At 66.6% G+C, this 19,744-nt stretch carries 15 protein-coding genes and 1 pseudogene; 11 read left to right on the top strand and 5 right to left on the bottom strand.

Features of this window, described 5'->3' with window-relative positions:
• Window positions 1–23: 23 nt before the first annotated feature.
• The 3 genes from ACQEVY_RS05160 to ACQEVY_RS05150 all read left to right on the top strand — a co-directional run bounded on the left by ACQEVY_RS05160 (window position 24) and on the right by ACQEVY_RS05150 (window position 2,859).
• Window positions 24–380 (top strand): winged helix-turn-helix domain-containing protein, encoded by a 357-nt coding sequence (locus ACQEVY_RS05160; protein WP_432945265.1) that lies wholly within the window; start codon window positions 24–26, stop codon window positions 378–380.
• A gap of 779 nt (window positions 381–1,159) precedes the next feature.
• A complete protein-coding gene (locus tag ACQEVY_RS05155) occupies window positions 1,160–2,401 on the top strand; it encodes an O-antigen ligase family protein (protein WP_432945263.1) in 1,242 nt (413 codons plus the stop codon).
• Between the two features lie 137 nt (window positions 2,402–2,538).
• Window positions 2,539–2,859 (top strand): transposase family protein, encoded by a 321-nt coding sequence (locus tag ACQEVY_RS05150; protein WP_432945261.1) that lies wholly within the window; start codon window positions 2,539–2,541, stop codon window positions 2,857–2,859.
• 116 nt (window positions 2,860–2,975) lie between these two features.
• Here the strand turns inward: ACQEVY_RS05150 and ACQEVY_RS05145 are convergent, their stop codons facing one another.
• Entirely contained in the window at window positions 2,976–4,463 is a 1,488-nt protein-coding gene (locus ACQEVY_RS05145; protein ID WP_432945259.1) for a Wzz/FepE/Etk N-terminal domain-containing protein, read from the bottom strand.
• A 436-nt stretch (window positions 4,464–4,899) separates the two neighbouring features.
• Between ACQEVY_RS05145 and ACQEVY_RS05140 the strand changes: the two genes are divergently transcribed.
• The 6 genes from ACQEVY_RS05140 to rfbD are packed head-to-tail and all read left to right on the top strand — an operon-like array spanning window position 4,900 to window position 11,173.
• Entirely contained in the window at window positions 4,900–5,868 is a 969-nt protein-coding gene (locus ACQEVY_RS05140) for a glycosyltransferase family 4 protein (RefSeq protein WP_432945257.1), read from the top strand.
• Window positions 5,869–5,927: 59 nt separating this feature from the next.
• Window positions 5,928–6,893, top strand: coding sequence for a glycosyltransferase family 2 protein (locus tag ACQEVY_RS05135; RefSeq protein ID WP_432945255.1), 966 nt, complete (start codon window positions 5,928–5,930; stop codon window positions 6,891–6,893).
• On the top strand, window positions 6,848–8,215 hold the full coding sequence (locus ACQEVY_RS05130) for a glycosyltransferase family 4 protein (RefSeq protein ID WP_432945253.1): 1,368 nt from the start codon (window positions 6,848–6,850) through the stop codon (window positions 8,213–8,215). Before ACQEVY_RS05135 ends, ACQEVY_RS05130 begins: the two co-directional genes overlap by 46 nt.
• Window positions 8,215–9,279, top strand: coding sequence for a glucose-1-phosphate thymidylyltransferase (locus tag ACQEVY_RS05125; RefSeq protein WP_432955063.1), 1,065 nt, complete (start codon window positions 8,215–8,217; stop codon window positions 9,277–9,279). The genes ACQEVY_RS05130 and ACQEVY_RS05125 overlap by 1 nt, the downstream gene beginning before the upstream one ends.
• A complete protein-coding gene (rfbB, locus tag ACQEVY_RS05120) occupies window positions 9,276–10,271 on the top strand; it encodes a dTDP-glucose 4,6-dehydratase (protein WP_432945251.1) in 996 nt (331 codons plus the stop codon). Before ACQEVY_RS05125 ends, rfbB begins: the two co-directional genes overlap by 4 nt.
• On the top strand, window positions 10,268–11,173 hold the full coding sequence (rfbD, locus tag ACQEVY_RS05115) for a dTDP-4-dehydrorhamnose reductase (RefSeq protein ID WP_432945249.1): 906 nt from the start codon (window positions 10,268–10,270) through the stop codon (window positions 11,171–11,173). Before rfbB ends, rfbD begins: the two co-directional genes overlap by 4 nt.
• On the opposite strand, the gene rfbC is transcribed toward rfbD, so the two are convergent.
• The 4 genes and pseudogenes from rfbC to wecB form a co-directional block, all read right to left on the bottom strand.
• Window positions 11,101–11,724: a dTDP-4-dehydrorhamnose 3,5-epimerase gene (gene rfbC / locus ACQEVY_RS05110; protein WP_432945247.1), complete on the bottom strand. Its 624-nt coding sequence runs from the start codon at window positions 11,722–11,724 to the stop codon at window positions 11,101–11,103. The genes rfbD and rfbC overlap by 73 nt on opposite strands.
• A gap of 321 nt (window positions 11,725–12,045) precedes the next feature.
• A pseudogene (locus tag ACQEVY_RS05105) lies at window positions 12,046–12,313 on the bottom strand (UDP-glucose 4-epimerase GalE); the annotation flags it as partial.
• 102 nt (window positions 12,314–12,415) lie between these two features.
• The gene (locus tag ACQEVY_RS05100; RefSeq protein ID WP_432945245.1) at window positions 12,416–12,667 is read right to left on the bottom strand and encodes a hypothetical protein; all 252 of its coding nucleotides are present in this window, start codon (window positions 12,665–12,667) and stop codon (window positions 12,416–12,418) included.
• On the bottom strand, window positions 12,664–13,788 hold the full coding sequence (gene wecB / locus ACQEVY_RS05095; RefSeq protein WP_432945243.1) for a non-hydrolyzing UDP-N-acetylglucosamine 2-epimerase: 1,125 nt from the start codon (window positions 13,786–13,788) through the stop codon (window positions 12,664–12,666). The genes ACQEVY_RS05100 and wecB overlap by 4 nt, the downstream gene beginning before the upstream one ends.
• 721 nt (window positions 13,789–14,509) lie before the next feature.
• Here wecB and ACQEVY_RS05090 point away from each other — a divergent pair.
• Window positions 14,510–18,952 (top strand): aminotransferase class I/II-fold pyridoxal phosphate-dependent enzyme, encoded by a 4,443-nt coding sequence (locus ACQEVY_RS05090; RefSeq protein ID WP_432945241.1) that lies wholly within the window; start codon window positions 14,510–14,512, stop codon window positions 18,950–18,952.
• Window positions 18,943–19,722: a class I SAM-dependent methyltransferase gene (locus ACQEVY_RS05085; RefSeq protein ID WP_432945239.1), complete on the top strand. Its 780-nt coding sequence runs from the start codon at window positions 18,943–18,945 to the stop codon at window positions 19,720–19,722. The genes ACQEVY_RS05090 and ACQEVY_RS05085 overlap by 10 nt, the downstream gene beginning before the upstream one ends.
• Window positions 19,723–19,744 lie beyond the last annotated feature (22 nt).

The following is a 19,744-nucleotide window of genomic DNA, read 5'->3' as shown; positions in this document are numbered from 1 at the left end:
CGGCCGCGCTGGAGTCAGGCGCGGTGCGTACCTCGCGGTATGCGGCCGAGGCGCTCGGCGTCAGCGAGCGCTCGGTGAGCAGCTGGTGTCGGGCCTACTGCGGCGGTGGGCGGGAGGCTTTGGCGGTACGGCGGAGTGGGCGGCCAGGACCGCACGAGCTGATCAGGGACGAGAAGTGGGGCACGCTGTTCCAGGCGATGGCGGACTACAGCCCCGAGGAGCTGGTGATTGGTGGGCCGCTGTGGACACGGGCCGTGGTGCGGGAAATGATCCGCATGGTCACCGGGTTGGTGATGACCGAGCGCGGAGTGGGCAAGTGGCTGCGTCGGCACGGCTTCACGCCGCGCAGCGTCGGTAGCGCTTCGCGCGGAGTGCTGTGATTTCACCGTCTTCACCGGCCGCTTCACCGCGAAGGTGTTCACAGGCTTCCTGGACCGGCTCGCCCGTCAGGCCGGCGAAGGTCCACGTGATCGCCGGCTGGCACCCCGTTCACCGCAGCAAGGCCGTCATGGGCTTCCTGCCTTGGTCCCCTCCTGGCGCCGCCATATCGACCTACTGCGGGTTCCGTTCCTTACACGGAGGAGGAAGCGTTTGCGCAGGCGCGACTTCAACACGCCCTCGCGGCGTCGGCGACGATCGTCACGTCCGGCAGCTGGTGGGCAGTCATGGACGTGCGGATCGACGGCAGCATCGTCTTGGTCGCCACTTACAGCATTCGGCCATTTTGCATTGAAGCGCATGTGGGCTTCCTCCCGCCCGGGATGCCTATCTGGCGCACGGCGGTGATACTGGTCGTAATCGGTCCCCGAGGAGCGCGTATGGCCTTGGCGCACTGGCCAGCTTCAGTGAGTTCCTGATATGCCCGTGGTGTCGGTCTGCTCGTCGACCATGCGCCCCTGTTGCATCTCACGTGCGTTCCCCGTGGTGGGGCGATGGCTGCTGCTCATCGATCGGAATCTGAGAGTATCGGCCCTTCGCGCTCCGAGAGCCGTTGGTACCCGGCGTCCCATTGTCCGGGACCAATGAAACCCAGGCGCTCCTGATGAAGAGCGTACCATCGAGTCGGCGGAGGATCGGCATGGCAGCCAGGACTTCCCGGATCACGTCTGCGACAGCAGGGAATACGCGAGACGCAGACCGACGCCCTCGAATCGCTCTCATGTTGGCACTTTTCGCCGCTGCCATGCCGCTACGCATTCCGATGGATAATCCGGTCTTTCATTCGATATCCATACTGGACATCATCTTGTGCTTTGCCGCAGTGACTCTCGCGCTTGATTGTGCACTTCACCCGCTGAACATCGGATACCGGCCGCTGTTCACACTGCTCTGCGTCCCCTTGCTTGTTTGCGGGATCTCAGTGGCATGGTCGCAGGACAGGTTCGCCACCCTGCGCGCCACGACCGTGTACGCCGAAGGTATCATCGCCTATCTCTTCGTTTTGCGGGAACTGGGCGGTGCCTCACCGACTCGCGTCATTGTATACGTCAAACGTTATAGTTATCTACTCATAATTCCAGCAGTTCTATTGCTGCTGCATGTGCCCGGATTCGCTCCGCAAGAGCCGGATCTCCCGCGCACGTCAGGCGACTACCTCTCTTATTACAGCCGACTCTCGCATCCTGTACTGGGCAGATCGAACAACCTCGCTACCGTTTTGGCCTTCTTCGTTCCTCTCCTTTTCTACTGGGGACACGCACGCCATGACAGGCGATTCATGCGCGCGGGATGGATAACACTTGTTGCTGTGGTCTGTACCATGTCGCGGGGCGTCATCTTCGCGCTCCTTGCCGTAGCGCTGATCGCTGCACTTTCGAGCCTTATTCGCAGCCGCTGGATAGACAGTCGAACGGTGGGTAAAATAGCAGCCGGCGTCGCGGTGGTCACTACTGCAATTGTATTTTTCCAGCGATTCAATCCATCTGCGCGCAAATTCATCAGCGAAAGATTCAGTGAATCCAATATTACTATCCGTTCCGATCTCGCCCGTAAGGCACTCGGCGAGATCGCTGCCCGGCCTCTCCTTGGCTACGGTGGCGGCGTTGCGCCCGACAGGGATCGCCGTCTGCCGATAGATGTCCACAACACGTACCTCCAGCAGATGGTCTACTTCGGCCTGCTCCTGGGGCTGGTAGTGTCGCTGGTGTTGATAGGAACAGCGATCTTCTTCTTCTCTCGCTGGCGCATCGGGACGATCAATCGCGTCATCGGCTTCTCTCTGATGGCCCAAATGCTGATCTTCCTCACTGAGTCCAGTTTTGAGGGGACGGTGCTACGGGTGATCTTTTATATGTCGATCGGGTTGGCCGCAGCTCTGGCCCGTGCATGCGAGGGAGAGAGGCGGGGCGAGGGTGTGTCCGCTCCGGTGCCTCGGCATAGTGGCCTGACGCCTGGTCCGTGATGATCTGTCAGCTGGGTGGGTGGTCTGGGAACGTGACAGGCGCGAGCTTCCAAGATCATGGAATTCTCGACGGCACATGGTCCGAGTGGAAGAGCATGCCATGCCCGAGAAGATTCCGGGCCTGCTGAAGCGACTGGGTGCCCGACCCACGAGATCCGCGCGGCGTGCGGCACGCTCTGGTCGTCGTACTCAAGCTGACCGCGTGTGCGGTTCTGGCCGGAGCAGCCTCCCTGCTGGCGGTTGGCAAGTGGATCGCTGACGCCCCGTCGGCCGTCCTGGAACACCTCGGAATGCGCGACGTGACGCTCGCCAAGGACCGCACTGCGGCACAACGCCCGCGACGGCTGCCGACCGCTCGCCCTCCTCGGGCTCACATGATCACGAACCGGACACCATGCGACCTACGCCGAAGCCCTGGGAAGACCGGTTCTTCAATTTCCGGCTGCCCCTCGAATTGAACATCCTCGCTGCCGAGTTGGCGAATTCGGATGGCCGTCGTGCCTTTCACGCGGGACGCCGATGAAGAGTTTGGTCCGAGCGGCACGCAAGAAGAGGTGAACGCCTCTGCGCATGCTCAGGGTTCGCCCTTGCGAGCGTACGAGGACGCGCGGTGATCGCCGTCCGAATCAGGGATATCGACGGGCCTACCGCGCGGTGCGGCTTCATGTGTGCTGTCCGCGGAGGTCTGTATGCGCTCCCGCGGAGCAGGCCAGACCTGTCGACGACCGCGTCGACGGGTTACGTCATTGAGAACAACGCCCAGAACGGTGACTCCTACCGCGCGGAGAGTCTGCACGGATGTGTCAAGCTCGTCGCCGCGGGTGACCTTGGTCTGGGCCACGATCACGGCCTGCCCCGTCACACGGGCCAGGGCAACCCCGTCAGTCCGTGTCAGAACAGGGGGTGAGGCAAAGATCACGACATCTGCTCGCCGTTCCAGTTCCGCGCAGAGCGGATCGAGGCTGCGCTCCCGAAGCGGCGTGACGGACCTCTGGTCCTGCAGTCCTCCAGCCAGCACTCGAAGCGGTAGATCCTCGTGCCACTCCTGGAGAGCAGCGTCTAGAGACGCTCGGTTGGCCAACACGTCCCTCAGGCCGATTTCCTGCGAGAGCTCCATCGACTGGGCGAGGCGCATGTCGAGTGGATCAGCATCGACCAGGATCACCGAGTACCCGTCTTGAGCCAGGGCGATCGCAATGCCCGCTGCAGTGGCAGCGGAGTTCTCGCTGCCCCGAATGCCTGTGATCACGTAGGCGTGACGCTGAATGCCGGAAGAAACGCTAGAGCGCAGGTTGACTGCCACCGTGCGATAGGCCTCGACAACGGACGGAGGGCGCTGGGTATCCTGCAGCAATGCCTTCCCCCGTGTTGCTTTGTCCCGGGGGACGACGGCGAGGACAGGGATATCCGAAGTCTCGACCACGTCTCGAGCGTCATGTATCCGCGGGTCCATGATCGCGCGGCCCACTGACCACGCCGCACCTAGGACAAGACCCACGATCAAGCCCACAACGATGTCCAGACTCTTGTGCGGGGGCACCAACTGCCCTGACGATGCGGCTTGCGGGAGCACACCCACCTTGACGTCAGACCGGTCGCCCGCGGTATCGGATGAAGTATCAGCAGCGTCCGCACTGGCCAGAACCTTGGTGAACGTGGGCCCGATAGCATCCGCGATCACCTTGGCCCTCTGCGGCGACCTGTCCTCGACCGTCACCTTGACGACTGCGGTGCCCCTCGGGTGGGAGGCCTTGATTTCCGACCTGAGTTTTTCGACCGAATAGGGAAGGCGTAGTTCGTCAATAAGCGTTCGGAGCACCGGCTCGCTCGTCAATAGGACCGAGTAGGACTGAGTCAGTTCCTCTGCGAGCAGCGCTCCCTGATATGACTGGCTCAAGTCGGCCCTGGGGCTGGCGGCCGTCACGAGTATGTCGGTCTTCGCCGCGTACAAGGGATTCTTTACCCAGGCTACCGCGGTGCCTCCCAGCGTGCCCAAGATGGCGAGCAGCAGGATGGCGACCCATCGTCTGCGCAACAGCCGGAGATACGATCCGAGGTCCATCTCGCTCCCTTCGCCAAGCATTGCCGGGCGGATTGACACCCCACTGACATCGTCACCGAATGGGGCGCCTGGCACCACCGCAAGGGGACCTGGTCACTTGCGGTGTGGAGTCTCGTCGTGTGTACGACAAATGGCATGGCCGGTGACCAGCAGGGGGCAGGTCGGTAGCTGTGGCGCGCGGTCCAAGGCCATCAGGGTCATGGTGCGTCCCCTTCTGAGCGCGAGTACTCGGCATGCCTTCGGGTTGCCCTTGCCTGGCTGCTTGTGCAAACTGGGGTATACATCGTAAATATACATATACATCGCTCTATGGCTGGCTGTCTGCTTCGGAGGTGCACTCATGAACGGTTGGACCGACTGCTGTGCCGTCACCCCCTACGGCCGGGGCGGCGGCTCTGCGCGGGTCCGGGTGTTCGAGTGGCTGGACCGTTCGGAAGTGGGCTTCGCGGTCAGCAGTTATCTCTCGCTTCATGACGCGCAGCCGTCGAAGTTGCTGCGGAGTCCGGCAGCCGTGGTCAGAGCGGAACTCCGCCTCCGGGAGCTCGCCGCTGGGCGCTGGCGGCGCATGATCCTGCACCGTGAGGCGTCACCGCTGAGTCGTGGTGAGGCGGAGCGACAGCTCCTCGCAGGCTCTGAGTTCTCGGTGTACGACTTCGACGACGCACTGCAATGGGACTTCGGTGCCGGAGGCCTGCTGCGGCGGCTGGCTCCCAAGGCGGGCAAGACGTGTGTGGCGGTGAACAATGCCGACCGGGTCATCGCAGGTAATTCGGTGCTTGCCGACTGGGCGTCGCGGCGCCATCGCGATGTCATGGTGATACCGAGCTGTGTCGCGCCGGAAGAGTATGTGCCAAAGCCGGCATACGCGCTGCACGACCCTCCCCGGCTCGGCTGGATCGGGTCGCCTGGCAACGAGCCGTACCTAGCGCAGATCGGCGAGGCGATCCGTGAGATTCACCGCCGAACTGGTGCCCGGCTCACCCTTATCGGAGCGCCGCGTCCCACGCTCGGAGGCATGGAGAGGATCATCGACCGCGTTGAATGGACTCCGGAGCGCGAGAAGTCGGCGCTGGCGGGGCTCGACATTGGCATCATGCCCGTGCCGGACACGCCTTACGGCCGTGGTAAGTGCGGCTACAAACTCCTTCAGTACGGAGCGGCGGGCCTTCCCGCTGTCGCCAGTCCGGTCGGTGTGAATGCGGAGATGCTCTCCTTGTTCGGCATGCCCGCGGCCCGGAGCACGGCCGACTGGACGGATGCGATCCTCGGCTTGCTGGAGTCCGCGACAAAGGATCGTGAGCGACTCGGTCGACGTGCCCGCGAGATCACTCGTCAGCGGTACTCCTACGAGGCGTGGCAGCCTCACTGGGAGGCCGCCCTTGAACTGGGGTCGGTGCCGGGGTGATGTCTGTGCGACGTCTAGGAAACCGTCGCCCACAGGCGCCCGGGTGGGAGGTGATACCTGTGGGCAGCGAGCGCTCGAAGCTCGTCGACGTGGTGATCGTCAACTGGAACACTGGGGTCTACCTCCGTGATTGCCTCCGCTCGATCGCCGAAGCAGACTGCACGGTTCTGCCCGTGGGGAATGTCGTCGTCGTGGACAACGCTTCCAGCGACGACTCCGCCAGCGACCTTGAAACGCCCGGCCTCCGGGTTCATGTGGTCCGGAACGCCGTGAACCGGGGCTTCGCCGTAGCCTGCAACCAGGGAGCTCGGCTCTGCGAATCCGACTACCTGCTCTTCCTCAATCCGGACACGAGGCTGTTCCCCGATTCGTTGCGGAGTGTCGGCGAATTCCTCCGGACGGAGACTTCCAGAGGAGTCGGGATCTGCGGAGCCCGGATGGTAGACGAGCGGGGTCGTCCGCAGATCTCCTGTTCGCGATTTCCCACGCTGCGGCTTTTCCTCGGGCAGATGACCGGGCTCGACCGAGTCCTGCCTGCTCTCTTCCACCCCCCTCATCTCCGCCCCGAGGAGTTGTCCCGGTCTGGGCCGGTCGACCAGGTCATCGGCGCGTTCAATCTGATGCGTCGCTCGCTGTTCAGAGACCTGGGAGGATTCGACGAGCGCTACTTTCTCTACTTCGAAGACGTGGACCTCGCGCTACGGGCGCATCGGCAGGGGTGGCCTTCGTACTTCCTGAGTGACGTACGCGTCTTTCATGCCGGCAACGTGAGTAGTTCCCAGGTCAAAGGGCAGCGGCTGCACCACTGGCTGTGCAGCCGCTGTGAATTCGCATTCCGGCACATGCCCCGATGGGAAGCCCGGCTGATCGTCGTTCTGTCCCTCTCGGCCGAGTTGGCCGCACGCCTCACCTGGGCAGCGTTGCGTCGGAGCCGATCAGATTTCAAGGACACCGCCGCGGGCTACAAGCAATTCCTGCAATGGCTCGTTCAGCGGCGGGCCACCAGAAGAACGGAGAGAGGCTGAAGTCCATGCGAGATTTCGTCACACATGTGCCAGGCGCGGACGGCGACGCGACTGCCGACTGGCCCGCCGCTCACGCACACGTCGTGCAGCCGCGGGCACTGCCGACGTATCCGGCTCCATCCCGGATCAAGGTGTTGCATGTCATCACCCGGTTCTGGGCCGGTGCTGGACACTCCACGTTGATGTCGGCCGAGGGTATGGATCCGGAACGGTACGAGGTATGGGTTGCGGGTGTACCCGGCGGTTACCTGTGGGACCAGGCACGAGCATCAGGAGTGCGTGCAGTCGAGATTCCGGGCTTCCGGGAAGTGATCACCCCGCAGGACGCGCTGGTTCTGTGGCGGTTGGTTCGCCTTATCCGACGCGAGCGCTTCACCATCGTGCACACGCACTCGGGCAAAGGAGGGTTCCTGGGGAGGCTGGCCGCTTGGCTCTGCCGAACGCCAGTGGTCGTGCACTCCTACCACGGTCTCAGCTTCCACCCGTTCATGCCCCGCTTGCGGTATCGGGTATACCACGCCTTGGAGCGCGTTACCCGGAGTTTCACCGACACGTTCCTCGCCGAGTCACCGCTTCTCGCACGAGAGATCATTGAGCACCGACTGGCCCCGCCAGGCGCCGTCGAAGTGGTGCCGACTGCGGTGGACCTGGAGAGCATTCCCCCTGATTTCGACCCGGCTGCCCGGGAAGCGCTGGGTGTCTCCAGTCGAACTGACCTTGTCGGTACGGTCGGACGGATCGACTCACAGAAGGCCCCACTGGACTTCGTACGGATGGCGGCCGCGGTCCACGCCGCGCATCCGAACACGGAATTCATGATGGTGGGCGATGGTCCGCTCGCGGACGCCGTCCGGCAACTGGCGGCTCAACTCGGAGTCGAGGTGCGCATCACCGGCTGGCGGCCCGATGCCGCCCAACTGGTCGCGGGCCTCGATATTTTCGCCATCACGTCGTTGTACGAAGGGCTGGGTCGTGCGCTCACGGAGGCGCTCGCCGCGGCTCGCCCCGTCGTCGCGACGGCGGTCAACGGTGTACCCGATCTCGTGGAGCACGGTGCCACCGGGCTCCTCGGGCCGCCGAGAGATCCCGACGGCATGGCCGAGGCGGTCGGTTGGCTGCTCGACCATCCGAATGAAGCCGCAGAAATGGGACGACAGGGGCGCTCGCATGTGCGAACGGTCTTCGGTCCGGAGACCATGTGCGCCGCCATCGACGCCTGTTACCGCCGGATGCTGAGCCTCCGTGCCATGCAGCCGCCAGCGGCGAGCGCCGCCAGCGAGTCCCACGGACGTGAGTCCTGGCCTCGAAGGGGGCGAATATGATGAAAGCACTCGTCCTTTGCGGCGGCGCCGGCACCCGGCTACGCCCCATTACCCACACCTCGGCCAAGCAACTCGTACCGGTCGCCAACAAGCCGGTGCTCTTCTACGGTCTGGAGGCCATCGCCGCCGCCGGGGTCACCGAGACCGGCATCGTCGTCGGTGACACCGAGCCGGAGATCCGGCGGGCCGTCGGGGACGGCTCCCGGTTCGGCCTTGACGTGACCTATCTGCCGCAGGAGGCGCCTCTCGGGCTTGCCCACGCCGTGCTGATCGCCGGCGACTTCCTCGGGGACGACGACTTCGTCATGTACCTCGGCGACAACTTCATCGTCGGCGGTATCTCCGGCGTCGTCGACGACTTCCGGCGGGAGCGGCCCGACGCCCGAATCCTTCTGACCCGGGTTTCCGAGCCCACAGCCTTCGGCATCGCCGAACTCGACGCGGCAGGGCGGGTGATGGGGCTCGAGGAGAAGCCGCAGCTGCCCAGGAGCGATCTGGCACTCGTCGGCGTCTATCTCTTCTCTCCGGCCGTGCATGAGGCAGTGCGTGCCGTACGGCCGTCCCGGCGTGGCGAGTTGGAGATCACGGACGCCCTGCAGTGGCTGATCGAGAACGGCCGGGACGTGCGCTCCACGACCATCTCCGGTTACTGGAAGGACACCGGGAACGTCACCGACATGCTGGAGGTGAACCGGTCCGTCCTGGAGACGCTCGAACCGCGCATCGACGGCAGCGTCGAGACGAGCGAGATCATCGGGCGGGTCAGGATCGACGATGGCGCCAAGGTGTTCGGCAGCCGGATCGTGGGGCCGGCCGTCGTCGGGGCGGGCACGGTGATCGCCGACTCCTACGTCGGGCCGTTCACCTCGATCGGCGAGGACTGCCGCATCGAGGAGAGCGAGATCGAGTACTCGATCGTGCTGGGGCAGGCGTCCATCGTCGGCATGAGCCGGATCGAGGTCTCGCTGATCGGCCACCACGTCGAAGCGACGCCCGCGCCCCGTACCCCTGCCGTGCACCGGCTCGTGCTTGGCGACCACAGCAAAGTGCAGATCCCGTCATGATCACGACGCGCATCCTGGTCACCGGCGGGGCCGGGTTCATCGGCTCGCACTACGTCCGTAGGCTGCTGGGCCCGGCCGGCCCGCCGGACGTGGCGATCACGGTGCTCGACAAGCTCACCTACGCAGGCAATCCCGCCAATCTGTACGAGGTCCACGACGCGGAACGTTTTGGCTTCGTGCACGGCGACATCTGCGACGCGCAGCTCGTCGGCAAGCTTGTCTCCCAGCACGATCAAGTCGTGCACTTCGCCGCCGAGTCGCACGTCGACCGGTCCATCCTCGGCTCGGAGGCCTTCGTACGAACGAACGTGGCGGGCACCCAGAGCCTGCTGGACGCGGCCCTGCGGCACCGGCTGCGGACCTTCGTGCACATCTCGACCGACGAAGTCTACGGGTCGATCCGGTCCGGCTCCTGGCCGGAGACCGACCCACTGCGGCCCAACTCGCCCTATGCCGCCTCCAAGGCCAGCGCGGACCTGATGGCGCTGGCCCACCACCGCACCCACGGCCTGGACGTCCGGGTGACCCGGTGCTCCAACAACTATGGACCCCACCAGTTCCCCGAGAAGGTCATCCCCCTGTTCATCACCCACCTGTTGGACGGCAGACAGGTGCCGCTCTACGGTGACGGTCTAAACGTCCGCGACTGGATCCACGTCGACGACCACGTCCGGGGCATCGAGCTCGTCCGTACCGGCGGCCGCCCCGGCGAGGTCTACAACATCGGCGGCGGCAACGAACTGTCCAATCGGGAACTGACCGGCCTGCTCCTGCGTGAGTGCGGCGCCGGGTGGGACATGGTCACGTTTGTCGAGGACCGTAAGGGCCACGATCGCCGCTACTCGGTCGACTTCACGAAGATCCGTACGGAGCTCGGCTACGCACCGCGGAAGGGACTGGCCACAGGGCTCGCAGAGACTGTCGACTGGTATCGCACGCACCGCTCCTGGTGGGAGCCGCTATGCCGACAGGCCGAAAGGATGGCGTCATGACCTGCGAGTGGTTCGTCACAGGAGCGGACGGCATGCTGGGCCGGGAACTCGCCTTTCGCCTGAAGGCCCGCGAGGTGGACACCGTCGCCGTGGGCCACCGCCGGCTGGACATCACCGACGGCGACGCGGTGCACGCGGCCCTGAACCAGTATCGACCCGCGGTTGTGGCGAACTGCGCCGCGTGGACGGACGTGGACGCCGCGGAGTCCCATGAGGCGGAAGCTCTCGCGGTGAACGGTCACGGCCCGGCTCGGCTCGCGGAGTCCTGCCGAGCCCACGGCACGGTCCTGCTCCACGTCTCCACCGACTACGTCTTCCCCGGTGACGGCGACACGCCCTACAAAGAGACGGACACCCCGGCCCCGCGCACCGCCTACGGGCGGACGAAGCTCGCAGGTGAGCGGGCCGTTCTGGCGACGCTTCCCGACACCGGCCACGTGATCCGTACGGCTTGGCTGTACGGGGCGCGCGGGAACAACTTCGTCCGGTCCATGATCAGAATGGAGGCGGCCCAGGACGTCCTTCACGTCGTCGACGATCAGCACGGGCAGCCCTCCTGGACCGGCGATGTCGCCGACCGGCTGCTCCTGGTTGGGGACGCGGCGCGGGCGGGTACCGCGCCGCCCGGCGTGTACCACGCGACCAACAGCGGCCAGGCGACCTGGAATCGCCTTGCGTGTGAGGTGTTCCGGTTGCTGGGTGCGGACCCGGAGCGAGTGCGCCCTGCCTCCAGTGCCGCCCTGCGGCGTCCCGCGATCCGTCCCGCATACAGCGTGCTCGGCCATGGCCGCTGGCCGGACGTAGGGCTGCCGACGCTGCGCCACTGGTGCTATGCCCTGGTCGAGGCGTTCCCCGAGCTTCGGGCCGCCGAACGCAGGCGGTGGGCACGGCACGCCGCGTAGTCGGGCAGCAGCCCACTGCGCCCGGCCTCGACGAGCGTGGGCGCGGTGGCGTCCTTGTCGGATATCAGCGGGGGCTGGTCCACGGGCCAGTCGATGCCGAGCGACGCGTCCAGCGGATGGATGCCGTGCTCGCGCTGCGGAGCGTACCCCTCGGAGCAGAGGTAGACGACGGTGCTGTCGGCGGTGAGCGCCATGAAGGCGTGACCGAGGCCTTCGGAGAGGAAGACACAGCGGTGACTGTCGTCGTCGAGCCCTACCGCGTCCCACTGTCCGAAGGTGGGCGAGCCGGTGCGAATGTCGGCCACGACATCGAGGACGGCACCGCGGACGCACGTCACGTACTTGGCCTGACCCGGTGGCACGTCGGCGAAGTGAATGCCGCGCACGACACCGCGCCGGGACACGGAGCAGTTGGCCTGCGCGAGCCGGAGCTCCGCACCCACGGACTCCTGGAAGGCATCGCCATCGAACCACTCGAGAAAGGAGCCACGGCGATCGGCGAACACCTGGGGCTCGTGAACCCACGCTCCCTCGATTCTCAGTGGCCTCATACCGATCACTTCCACGAGGGGGGATGAAAGGGAGCTGCGCAGAAACTCCCCACCAGGATCGCCGTATTCTGGAAGAGCGGCAATGCGTACGACGGCTTAATTCCGATCATGAATATCCCCATCGAGGATTACGCCCTCCATCAGTGACCTCACAACCGCCGCCATGGTCGGTGGGAATGGGTCCATCTGGCTGTGCCTGCCCCGATCGATTCGCGGACCGCCTGGCCGTGCTGCCGGGGGGACTGAGGACCACGGATTCTGGCGGGTCTCTCCCCTCGCCAGGCTCCTTGTGCGCGCCGGGCGTACTGCCTGGACATACGCGAGCTGCTGGAACCGCCAGGCGTCGCGGCACATGTCGGCGAGGTCCCGGATGGGGCGCCAGCCCCAGGCGCGGGCCACGGCGGTCGCGTAGGCGACGAGTTCGGCCACGTCGCCAGGCGGCGGGCCTCGAGCTCGTACGGAATGGGTCTGACGCATGCCTGGGAGAACGCGACGACGTTGAGGACGGAGCTGCCCTTGCCGACGCCCAGGTTGTATACACGTATGGCAGTCCGTCGGCGAGGTGGTCGAGCGCAACGCGGTGGGTGTCAAGGGCTGTAGGGGCACAGGCGGAACGTTCTGGTCAGAGTGGGGGCACAGTGCGCTCAGCTGGACTGGCCCGCAGCAGACGCAGGGCGGTGATCCGGCCGATCTAAGCAAGGTTCACGTCGACGGTGGTGAGGGGCGGGCGGCTGGCCAGGGCCATGGTGTCCCAGTTGTCGTAGCCGGCGAGGCGATGTCCCCAGGGACCGCGATCCCCCGCTCGCGCAGCCCATCCACCACGCCCCTGGACGGCCGGGTCGTTGCCATAGAAGAAGGCGTGTCGGGCTCCGCGCGCAGGACCGCGGCGGCTCGGCAGCCCCATGCCCGGCCAAGCGGCCCACCGGGCCGTGCGGACGCTCATGCGGCCGTGACGTCCAGGGCAGAAGCCGGAGCCGGAGTCCAGCCGAAATCGCCGGCCAGTCGGCCGAGAATCCGGTCGGAGGCATGACCGTCCCCGAAGGGACTCGGCGCGTCTACCATACGCCCGTACAGGTCTGGATCGTTGAGCAGCGAGGTGACCGCCGTGTGCACCGAGCGCGGGTCGGTACCGACAAGCTGAGCGGCACCCGCCTGGACCGCTTCGAGGCGTTCGGTCGTGTCCCGCAGTACCAGAATCGGCTTGTTGAAGCTGGGCGCCTCTTCCGGGACTCGGGCGGAGTCGGTGAGTACGAGTTCGCAGGAGGCCAGGGTGGAGATGAAGTCGAAGTAGTCCAGCGGTTCAGTCAGGGTGATCCGCGGATGACCCTTCAGGGCAGGAAGGAGTGCGCCGCGAACCGTGGGACTCTTGTGAACCGGCACCAGCACTTCGACATCCTGCCGCTCCGCAACTCGCAGCAGTGCGGCAGCGATCGCCCGCATAGTCGCCCCGTGGTTCTGCCGCCGGTGCAGGGTCATCAGCACGCCTCGCCGGTCGCTGCAGAAAGCCGATCGCCCTTCCCCCACGTGACGGGCCCACAAGAGATTGTCGATGGCCGTGCTGCCGGTCACCATAACCCGCGGGGCCGGAACGGACTCGGCGGTCAGTGCTGCTGCAGCACGTGCCGTGGGTGCGAAATGCCACTTTGTCATCGGGGTTACCAGTCGCTGGTTCAGCTCCTGGGGGAAGGAGTCGCCCCGGACGCCGCGGCGCAGTCCCGCTTCTACATGGGCCACCGGAATTTGTTCGCGGAAGGCCGCGAGGGTCCCGCACAGCGTGCTGCTCGTTTCGCCCGGCACCATGACGAGATCGGGCCGCTCTTCGCGGATCACCTCACCCAGTCCGTTGGTCAGACAGGCGGTGAGCGCAGATGGTTGCTGGCGCTCCCGCATCACGGCAAGGTCATGGGTCGCGGTGAGCCGGAGCCTTCGCAGCATTTGTTCGAGCAGCTCCCGGTGTTGGCCAGTGCTGATCAGGACGGGCGAGAACAGCCGCGAGTTCTCCATGGCTCTGATGACCGGTGCCATCTTGATGGCTTCCGGCATGGTGCCGAGGACGACCGCCACGTGCAGCGCGTGGTCAGGCGCGCCGCTGGATTCTGCGGCCTTCGCATGTGAGGAGCCTGTTGTCAGCATGTGATCACGGCATTAGGGATATGTCGCACAGAGGCGTGTCTAGGTGAGAGGGCTCAGCGGGTCATGCAGCGGTCTCGGCGTCGGCCGGGGCCCGGAGAGGAGCCGGGTTGAGGCTGCTCGGAGACGCCTTTGCGCCCAATGTATCGTACGTTTACAGTGCATACGTACATTTTATCCTGTTTGGGTACTCCGTCAAGAAGTGGAATCGGGAAGCTGGCGGACGGTCGCGACGGGTCCTGGTGTGGAGGGCGGGACATCCTGTCGTCCGGCATCGAGGATTGGTCACTCCCTCATCGGCATCTGTGATCCCTGGACTCCATGCCTTCTCTGGCGGAAGAGCCCTCGTTTGACCGTGCCACGCCATCCGGACAAAGTGGTAGATATGGTGCAATGGTTCCAAGGTCGTGCACGTTCCTTCCAGCGCATCGCTCAGCGCGTTCCGCGGAGGCGACCGCCACCCTCCGGCGGAAGGCGGCTCACGGCCAGGAGAGGCGCGGCGGGGCCAGCCGCAGCACCCACCCCGGAGCCAACCAAAACACGTGGCCCGGGAACTGCCCCAGCAACGGAGCCGGCCACAACACGTACCTGGAAGTCACCAGCGACAACACCCGCGCCGGAGCTGCCGGCAGACGGTCGGCGCCACCTCCGTCTGATGGTCGGGTACGTCCTCTGCGTAATCCCCCCCACAGTCGTCTACCTCACCGTTCCCTCCCGCCACACCACAAGCTGGGCCCTAATCGGCCTCGGCTCAGTAGCCGCAATCCTCGTCGGCGTCCACCGCAACCGCCCCACCCACCGCTGGCCCTGGCTCCTCCTCGCCGCCGCCAACCTCGCCTTCACCGCCGGAGACACCACCTACAACATCCTCGAAGCCGCCTTCAACGAGGAGAACCCCTTCCCCTCCTTGGCAGACGTCTTCTACCTCGCCACCTATCCGCTGTTCGCCGCCGGGATCTTCGGCATCATTCACTTCCGCTTCCCGGCCCGTGACCGCGCCGGACTGCTGGACGCGCTGATCCTCACCTCAGGCCTCGCGCTTCTCTCCTGGGTGCACCTGATCAACCCCATCGCACAAGCCGAAGGGCAGACCTGGCTCCAACGCGCAATCTCGGTGGCGTACCCGCTCGGCGATGTGCTGATCCTGGCCATGCTCGTCGGACTGCTCACCCTCGGTGGCATCCGTGAACGCTCGGTGCAACTGCTGACGGTCGGGACGATCGGCATCCTCGTGTCCGATGTGCTGTACGGAGTACTCCAGTTGCAGGGCACCTGGCAGGTCGGTACCCCCATGGACCTGGGCTGGGTGGTCTTCTTCACCGCCTGGGGGCTGGCGGCTCTGCACCCGTCCATGGTGCGGCTGACCGAGCCGATGGCCCAGCCGCGGCCCGGTATCGCCAAGTGGCGGCTCGCCGCCCTCGCCTGTGCCTCGCTGATCGCGCCCGCCATGCTGCTGGCGCAGTCCCTGCGTGGGCATGCCCGTGATGTCCCGGTCACCGCGGTCTTCTCCGGAGTGATGTTCTTGTTCGTGCTGGCCCGGCTGTGGGGGCTGGTCGACGAGCACCGGAAGGCTGTCGCCCGCGAGCGGAGTCTGCGTGTGGCGGCGGTGTCATTGGTCGCGGCCGTCAGCCCGGAGGAAGTCGCCAGCGCCGTCAGGGTGGCGGCAGCCACCCTCTTCGGACGTGGACAGGAGGCCGCCCACGCCGCTGTGCTGCTGGTCTTCGACAAAGACCGGTCCTCGCTGCTTCCCGTGGGCACTGTGGACACGCCGGAATCCCGCTCCACCTGGTCCCTTAATGGCGGCCGTCCCGGGGAGAGCCCTTCCGAGCTGCTGTCCCGGGGCACCCGGCTGATCCACGACGTCGGCGATCTCGGTCCCGACGTCGCCGACGCCCTCGCGCCGTTCCCCGCGGCACTCCTGTGCCCACTGCGACTCGAGGCCTCCGCCGCGCCGGAGCCGTTGATCGGCGCGCTGCTGCTGGCGGGCCCCGTGAAGCGGCTCCAGGAGCTGTCGAGCCCGGTGGAGTCGCTGGCCGCGCAGGCCGCGCTGGCGCTGGCCCGTGTAGGGCTCAACGAGGAGATCAACCGGCGTAAGAGCGAGGCGTACTTCCGTACGCTTGTGCACAACACCTCCGACGTCATCCTGATCGTCGACGACGACAACACCGTCCGGTACGCCAGTCCTTCGGCGTACGAGATGTTCGGGCGTGACCTGCACGCGAGTACCCCGCTGGCGCAGCTGGTGGCCCCGCGGGACCACGAGCGTGCCCTGCACATACTGGAGCGTGCCCGGGGCGGGGACAGCCTGGACGGCGGCGTGGACATCCGCGACGACTGGCAGGTCGTACGGGGGGAGGACGGACGCCTGGATGTCGAGGTTCGGTGCCGGAACCTGCGTCAGGAGGAGACCGTGCACGGTGTCGTCCTCACCCTGCGGGACGTGACCGAGCAGCGCCAGCTCGAGCGGGAGCTCGTCCACCGGGCCTTCCATGACTCACTGACCGGACTGCCCAACCGGGTCCTGCTGCTGGAGCGCATCGAACGTGCCCTGCTGCGTGGCCGCCGGGACGCCGGCCTCAGCTGCGTGCTCTTCGTGGACCTCGACGACTTCAAGGTCGTCAACGACATGATGGGCCACTCGGTCGGCGACGAACTGCTGGTCGCCGTGGCACAGCGGCTGACCGCCGCGCTGCGGCTCAGCGACACCGCGGCCCGGCTGGGGGGCGATGAGTTCGCCATCCTCATGGAGGGGGCAAGGGATCCGGCCGACGCCGAGGCGCTTGCCGAGCAGATCGTAGGGGCCCTGGGCCGCCCGTTCCGGCTCGTCAGCGGATCCACCAGTGTCTCCGCCTGCGTCGGTGTGGCGATCGCGCACCCCGGCGACGAGGCCGAGGAACTCCTCGGCCACGCCGACCTCGCCCTGTACGCGGCCAAGACCGCGGGCAAGCGGCAGTGGCAGCGCTACCGTCCCGACCTGCACACCGGCATGGCCGAACGCCATGAACTGCGGGCCTCCCTGGCCGGCGCGATCACCAAGCATTCCTTCGCCATGCGCTATCAGCCGATCGTGGAGATCGTCACCGGCAATGTCGTCGGATTCGAGGCGCTGATCCGCTGGCCGCACAGCAGACGGGGACTGGTGCCGCCGGACCAGTTCATCAACCTGGCCGAGGAGACCGGGCAGATCATGCCGCTCGGCGCCTGGGTGCTGGAGCGCGCCGCCACCGACGTCGCGCGCTGGCAGCAGCTGCGGCCAAGGCCCGAACCCCTCCGTCTCAACGTCAATGTGTCGGCCCGTCAGTTCCGGGACACCCGATTCGTGGACGAGGTGCGCCAGGTCCTCGACCGCTCGGGTCTGGCCCCGGGATCGCTGGTTCTGGAACTCACCGAGTCGGTGCTCGTACGGCGCGACGAACAGATCCGGGCCGCCATGAGCACCTTGAAGGAACTCGGGGTCTCCCTCGCCATCGACGACTTCGGCACCGGCTTCTCCTCGCTCAGCTATCTGCGCGAGTTCCCCATCGACGTACTCAAGGTGGACAAGTCCTTCATCGACGACATCGTCACGGACGGCCAGCAGGTCGCCCTGGTCGAGGGCATCGTGCGGATCGCCGACGTACTCGGTCTTCAGGTGGTCGCCGAGGGCATCGAGAACGACGGGCAGCGCGATCTGCTCGAGGCTATGGGCTGCCGCTACGGACAGGGCTATCTGTTCGCCCGGCCGATGGCGGCGGCCGAGGCACAGCGGTTCCTGATGGTGAACCAGGAACGGCAGTTCACCGGACGGCAGTCCCCGACCGTGCCGCGCGACAGCCGACGCCCTTCCCTGCCCGCTGCCGCGGCCCGTCGGACGCAGCGCTGGGACGAACTCGCGCGGCTGCGCAGAGACAGCCGGATGTGCGACGCGGTGATCGACGAGGTGCGCGGCCGGCGCATCCGCAGCGGCGACCACTGGCTGACCGACTTCGCCTCCTGCAACTACCTGGGCTTCGACCTCGACCCCGAGATCATGGACGCCATCGAGCCGCACATCCGCCGCTGGGGCACCCACCCCAGCTGGTCCCGGCTGATCGGCAACCCCCGCCTGTATCCGCAGATCGAGGCACGGCTGGCCGATCTGCTGGGCGCCCCCGACGCGCTTCTCCTTCCGACGATCACCCTGATCCACGCGTCGGTGATCCCGGTGCTCGCGGCCGGCCGGCGCGGCGGTGGCCATGTCTTCGTCGAGGCGCGGGCCCACCGCACCATGTACGACGGCTGCATGGTGGCCCAGGAACAGGGGGCGACGGTACGTCGCTTCCACGCGGACCGGCCCGACGAACTGACCCGGCTGCTGCGCGCGGCCCCCGTCGGCGCCCCAAGGCTGGTCTGCGTCGACGGAGTCAACAGCATGACCGGCAATCTCCCCGATCTCCCGCGGCTGCTCCGCGTCTGCCGCCGCGAGGGCGCGCTGCTCTACGTCGACGACGCCCACGGCTTCGGGGTGATCGGGGAACGCGGCGCCGCCGAGACCTCCCCGTACGGCATGCGCGGCAATTGCGTCATACGGCACTTCGGGGAGTCGTACGACGACATCGTCCTGGTCGGCGGCTTCTCCAAGGCGTACTCGTCCCTGCTGGCCTTCGTCACCGCGCCGCCTGCCCTCAAGGCGCACCTGAAGGTCGCCGCCGGCCCCTACCTCTACTCCGGGCCCTCCCCGACCGCCTCGCTCGCCACCGCGCTCGCGGGTCTTGACGTCAACGAGCGCCGGGGAGACGCCATCCGGGCCGATCTGTACCGCAAAACCGCGCGGGTCCTGGACCATGCACGCGGCCTGGGTCTGGCCACCCCGAACACCGACGGACTGCCCATCATCGAGATCCCGCTCGGCGAGGAGGCCGACCTCACGGCCGTCGGTGAGTATCTGTGGGACAACGGCGTCTACGTCACGCTCGCCGCCTATCCGCTGGTGCCGCGCGACCAGGCCGGCTTCCGGATCCAGATCACCGCGCGGAACACCGATGACGAGATCGACCGCCTCAACGACGTACTGACCTCGGTGGCCGAGCGGTTCCCCGTGAAGCGGACCGCCGCGGCAGGGGGGCCGCCATGGCCGTGAGGGCCCACGGACGCGTGACACCCGGCGCACCCACGTATCGGCGCAACGCGGATGCCGACTGGGACCGCTGGCCCGTGGACGCCTACCTCGACGAGAACTACCGCAGGATCCATCCCTCCGACGCGGCGGTCATCCGGCATCACGCAGGCCTGTACCGGACGCTGGCGCCGGGAAGCCTCGCCCGCTCCCTGGAGTGCGGAGCCGGACCCAACCTCTACCCCCTGATGCAGGCAGCCGCGGCCAGCCGCCGTATCGACGCCGTCGAGCCCGGAGCGAGCAACATCGCCTATCTCACGCGGCAGTTGCGCGACGGCCCTGACCCGCACTGGGCGGCCTTTTACGCCCTCTGCTGGCACCTCGACCCTGCCCTGCCCGCCAGGCTCTCCGACGCCCTGACCCGGGTACGGGTCGTGCCGGGCAGCGCCCGCACCCTGCCGGACGGCGCCTACGACCTGGCGTCGATGAACTTCGTGGCCGAAAGCGTCACGGAGGATCTGGGCGAATTCGCCGCCCTGTGCCGTGCGTTCATCCGCTCCGTCCACTCGGGCGGCCTGCTCGTCGCCGCCTTCATGGAGAACATGCCCAGCTATCGCATCGCCTCCGGTACGCGCTGGCCGGCCTGCCCGGTGGGCGCGGACATCGTCCACGACGTCTTCGCCCCGTACACAGAGGAACTGCGCATCACGCGCGTACGCAAGGACCCCACGCTTCCCGACTACGGGGACACGGGGATGGTGCTGCTGCGTGCCGTGCGGCGTGAGGCCGCCTGAACGGGGCGGGAGCAGGTCGCGA

The organism is Streptomyces sp. CA-288835 (assembly GCF_050936385.1).
Taxonomy (GTDB): Bacteria; Actinomycetota; Actinomycetes; order Streptomycetales; family Streptomycetaceae; genus Streptomyces.
The sequence above is the reverse complement of the archived record's forward strand: the minus strand, read 5'-3'. Positions and strand labels throughout refer to the sequence as shown.